Source organism: Achromobacter sp. SIMBA_011 (assembly GCF_046535435.1).
Classification (GTDB): domain Bacteria; phylum Pseudomonadota; class Gammaproteobacteria; order Burkholderiales; family Burkholderiaceae_B; genus Achromobacter; species Achromobacter dolens.
The window spans coordinates 1-260 of record NZ_JAWRWN010000714.1 but is presented as its reverse complement, the minus strand read 5'-3'; the positions used below and the strand labels follow the sequence as shown (position 1 = coordinate 260).

General features: G+C 64.2%; 1 protein-coding gene. It reads right to left on the bottom strand.

Features of this window, described 5'->3' with window-relative positions:
• On the bottom strand, nt 1-244 hold a 244-nt coding region (locus SB816_RS32825; RefSeq protein ID WP_410548358.1), incomplete at its 3' end, for an MFS transporter.
• Nucleotides 245-260: the final 16 nt, after the last annotated feature.

Here is a 260-nt window from a genome sequence, read left to right as displayed (position 1 = left end):
ACCAGCCCACCGCGAAGGCGAGCGCGAGCCGCACGCCCACCTTGTCGATGAACCAGCCCGCGGGCAATTGCAGGAACGCGTAGGTCCAGAAAAACGCGCTCAGCACGAGGCCCATGCCGACGGCGTCGAGCCCGAGGTCCGTGCGGATGCTGGGCGCCGCGATCGCGAGATTGGCGCGATCGACGAAGTTGATGACGTTGGCGAGGAAACACATGAGGATCATCGCCCATCGGATTCTTGGCATCGAAGGTCTCCGCTTC